The organism is Mycobacterium sp. (assembly GCF_035603715.1).
Classification (GTDB): Bacteria; Actinomycetota; Actinomycetes; order Mycobacteriales; family Mycobacteriaceae; genus Mycobacterium.
The window spans coordinates 1-4186 of sequence record NZ_DATNJW010000613.1; the positions used below are offsets into that span (position 1 = coordinate 1).

Sequence of the window (4186 nt, forward strand, 5' to 3'; positions counted from 1 at the left end):
GCTAGGCCTGAGTCGGGGCTCCTGGCCGACGTTCGTAACTTTCACAGCGTACGCACCAAAACCCGTTCTGCGTCCGGCCGCATCCAGCCCGCAGCGCACTACACAGGAACCCTCAATAACGCAGACTAAACCGGCCTCGAAAAACGTGAATCATGTTGCGACGCAGTCAAATATCGCACTCAAACTACCCAAACAAACCAAGTCCGCCCGATCAAGCGCTAGCAACGCTATAAAAAACCATATGATCGTTCAGACCATTTATGGCAAATTTCTGAGCTCATGGGACGATTTCAAAACCCGTCTAGTGTGAGTTCGAATCTCACCGAGGGCACCACATAAAAGCAGGTCGAGCCAAATATTCAATCCCAAGTCGGTTCCGCTTACCCAGATCGGACGCATAGCCCGGCAGCATCCGACCATAACCGGCCATAACGCCCAACATCTAGAGGGCAGCACGCGCCGCCTAAGAGGTTCTGTAGGGCTTTGACGTTCGCGCCCGCGCTAATCGCTAGCGATTGCCGTGGTGTGGTGTAGTTCGTGTGGCACGAGGCCACTCAGGCCGAGTTTTGCCGCCGCCGGCCGTCGTGAATCCCTTCGTCCGGTCGGCCTTGGCGGATGTGCGCCACGCGCTGCAGTTCGATGAGGACTGCCCGCTCTTTTGCTTACGCCGCGACTACCGACGCAACGTCTGAACCCAAGGCATGGGCGGCCATAGGTAAAGACTCTTTTTGAGGCAGCTTTGCGACAGTGTCACGTGGGTTTTCTCTGCCACAGTATGACGCCGCGGGCCCGTCTCAGTTCTTTAGTTCTGAGACAGATTGTCACTGCTGGGCTCAGTTGGCGCGTTATAGACGAGGACGGTCGTCATCATAAACAGCCGCCGCGACGCCAATTCAAACGCGGATGACGCGGTGGCGAGCGGTTTAGTGTCGCGTCATGGATCGAATCTGGCAGTGGGCGTGGGACCGGTACGGGCCGAGGTACTTGTGGGCGGTATATGGGATCTCAATTCCCGTCCTGCTTGTGCTCTACCTCGCTATCTCGCTTCCTGTTGTTGCGTCAGAGGGGTCCGGTCACTACATGGAGGCCGCCGCCGTTGCCGTTGTTGCCGCGATGGTGACGGCATACGTGATCGTTCGTCCTGGCATGAGCGAACGGCAATTTATCGAGCAGTGGGCAGCCGGCCAGGAGGTCGATCGGATGAGAGCACTAGGAGCCACCTACACGTGGGCTCGGGGAGCGGCGGCCCGAACCGTAATTGGCAACGCGGTTTTACTTGCTGTGGTTTTGGTCCTCGTCGGTGTGATCGCCGGGGCGAGCGGGTCGCGGCTCGTGCAGTACGGGATCGTCGGCGTCACGTTCGGAATTGCGATGATGCTGCCGGGTGTGCATAGCTTCCCGGAAGGTTCAATGCGGCCCGCCAGGGTGGCCATTGTCGGGGACACCGGGATCGGTGATTCGCTGCCACGCTCTCGCCCGACTTTTGCCGCGTGGTCGAATATGTCATCGGTCGCGAACGTGTTCGTGTTCGCCGTGTTGGCTGCGATGTGGGCCGCAGTGGTTCATCGGTCTAACGAAATGCCCGTACTTTCCGTGGTGATCGCGGGTGCTTTGACGCTTGGGTTGGGGGTGCCGCTCACGACCGGAGCTGCGTCCTCGCCCATCCTGCGTCCGATTCGCGACCTCGCCGAAGGGACTGAACGTGTCGCGGCCGGTGATTACAGCCAGCGTCTGCCGGTGGTGCAGGACGATGACCTCGGCGCGCTAACTGCGTCGTTCAACCGGATGCAGGCGGGTTTGGCTGAGCGGCAACGACTTCAGGCCGCGTTCGGCACCTACGTCGACCCCGCCCTGGCGACGCGGCTACTTGCGCAGGGTGACGACGTGTTCACCGGTGAGCGCCGCGAGGTGACGGTGATGTTGGTCGACGTGCGCGACTTCACCCCATTCGCCGAGGCGAACACCGCCGAGGACACCGTCGCCCGCCTCAACGCCCTATTCGAGATCGTCGTGCCCGCCGTCGTGGATGCCGGTGGGCATGTCAACAAGTTCCTCGGCGACGGCGCGCTGGCCGTCTTCGGCGCCCCGAACGATCTGGCGACTCATGCCGATGCCGCAGTGAATGCTGCTGTCTTGATTCAGCGTCTGGTCGCTGAGCGGTTCGGTGGGGAGCTTCGGATCGGCATCGGAATCAACACCGGTGTGGTGATCGCCGGCACCATTGGCGGCGGGGGCAAGTTGGAGTTCACCTTGATCGGTGACACGGTCAATGTCGCAGCCCGCGTCGAGCAACTCACCAAAACCACCGGCGACGCCATCCTTCTCACCGAGCAGTGCGTTGCCGCTTTGGCGCCTCTACCACGCGGGCTCATCGAGCGGGGATTCCATGCCCTGAAAGGAAAGTCCGCCGCCGTGCAGGTCTTCGGCCTCAGCTAGGTGCTTCAAACCCTTGTTGCGATCACCCTCTCGACGAGCCCATCCTTTCGCCGCGGCTTTCGAGAAACTCACAACGTTAGTTCTGAGACTGCGGTATGGCTATGTGGGAACTAGGGCCCTGGTACTCGAACGTGTTGATTCATGCACATCGATACGTCGGGCCGGCGCCCTGGGCCAGGACTTGACCCGTCTTGGGCATTTCAATGGGCTAATGCTTGTTCAAGAGGATTTTCATAGGGCTCATTTGGTGGATTCGCCCTCTGACGGATAGCGTCCATGTCTAGTCCCCGTGAGGAGATGTCACCCCTGGCCAGGGAGGACGTGATGAGCCCCGCAGCCGCAACGACCCACAACGTTGACTACAACGCGATCCCGATCAAGACTCCCGGTCAGATCGCAATGATGCGTGAAGCCGGCAAGGTCTGCGCCCAGATATTGCAGGACCTCACACCCCACGTTCAACCCGGCGTCACGACACAGCAGATCAACGACATCGCCTACGACTTCATCGTCAACAAATACGGTGCCGACGTCGACCGCGAGGATCTATCGGGCTACGACTCCAGCGAGTACGCCTGCATCTCAATCGCACACAACGAGATCGCCTTCAGCGGCGAGCCCAGCGCGATCCCACTTAAGAAGGGCGACCTGTTCGGGGTGGACGTCAGCCTCAAGAAGGAAGGCTGGTGCGGCGACACCCAGCGCATGTGGATCGTGGGCGACGAGACCTCGTCCCAGGCCCGGCTACTCACGGCCGTGGGTTATCAGGCCATGTGCCTTGGGATCAGCCTGGTACGCCCCGGCGCCGAGCTACAGAAAATCGCCGAAGAAGTTCAGGCATACGTGGAGTCATTCGGCTTCTCGATGCTCCGAGTGCCCAGCGGCACCGGCCATTCGTGCGGCCAGGTGCACGCCGACGGCTGGCTAATCCCCTACTACCACGACCCACGCAACGAGGGCCGCGTCCTGGAAAAGAATATGGTCATTACGGTGGAGCCGTTCATCTGTGCTGGCAGCGGTGAAGGGACCCGCCTGTCCAACAACACCCGCTCGGCGGTCACCGTGGATAAATCGCTGGCGGTCTACTGGGAGCACGTGGTGGCAGTGACCGATACCGGATGCGAAGTACTCGACCTACGCGAAGACGAGGACGTCACCTTCTACGATCACCGAAACCACGAATCCGCGTGACGAAGGTCGCCGGGGCGCTCGCTGCGAGCCCGAAGTTCATGCTGCGCAGTCTGTCCGACGCGCTGACGCGGGCGATTGGTGGTGGCTCGGTATTCCTCGACGATGCGGACGTAGAGGCGCGTAAGAGTTATGAAGACAGGGCGGGACACAGCTAGAGGACAAGCTGCGCAACGTCTAAGCCACCGAGAAGACCTCGGCTACCGATAGCCGACAGCTAGGTGCTTGTGACACAAAGTTTTGCTGCGACCTTTGAGAAACCAGGAATATTAGATTTGCGACACCGTCAAGGCAAATCGCGGATCTATTGGGCAGCCACCTATCAATACGCTTGTCTACCGAATTCCGTTAAGTTGCTCCCCGTTGATTTGGGCCTTAGAACCGAGGAACATCGCGACCACGAAGCATTCCCGCGTCCCGTCGTGTCTGAGAGGACCCAGATGAGCTTGAACAAACATCACGACGGTGAGGCTGGCGCGAGGGCCGGCAGGTTGACCACCGCGGCTGGTGCGCCCGTCGTTGACAACAACAACGTGATCACCGCCGGCCCGCGTGGCCCGCA

3 protein-coding genes are annotated in these 4186 nt (G+C 60.4%); all 3 read left to right on the forward strand.

What is annotated here, in order from left to right; translation table 11 throughout:
* Positions 1-936: 936 nt before the first annotated feature.
* The 3 genes from VN856_RS25100 (at position 937) to VN856_RS25110 (ending at position 3782) form a co-directional block, all read left to right on the forward strand.
* Positions 937-2436 (forward strand): adenylate/guanylate cyclase domain-containing protein, encoded by a 1500-nt coding sequence (locus tag VN856_RS25100; protein WP_325694379.1) that lies wholly within the window; start codon positions 937-939, stop codon positions 2434-2436.
* A gap of 276 nt (positions 2437-2712) precedes the next feature.
* Positions 2713-3627 carry a M24 family metallopeptidase gene (locus VN856_RS25105; RefSeq protein WP_325694381.1) on the forward strand — a complete coding sequence of 305 codons (915 nt, stop codon included), beginning with the start codon at positions 2713-2715 and terminating at the stop codon, positions 3625-3627.
* Positions 3624-3782 carry a hypothetical protein gene (locus VN856_RS25110; RefSeq protein WP_325694383.1) on the forward strand — a complete coding sequence of 53 codons (159 nt, stop codon included), beginning with the start codon at positions 3624-3626 and terminating at the stop codon, positions 3780-3782. The genes VN856_RS25105 and VN856_RS25110 overlap by 4 nt, the downstream gene beginning before the upstream one ends.
* Positions 3783-4186: the final 404 nt, after the last annotated feature.

Excerpts from the sequence above, each read along its gene's own strand:
- VN856_RS25100 (WP_325694379.1), top strand. The coding sequence starts at position 937 with ATGGATCGAATCTGGCAGTGGGCGTGGGACCGGTACGGGCCGAGGTAC.
- VN856_RS25105 (WP_325694381.1), top strand. The coding sequence starts at position 2,713 with ATGTCTAGTCCCCGTGAGGAGATGTCACCCCTGGCCAGGGAGGACGTG.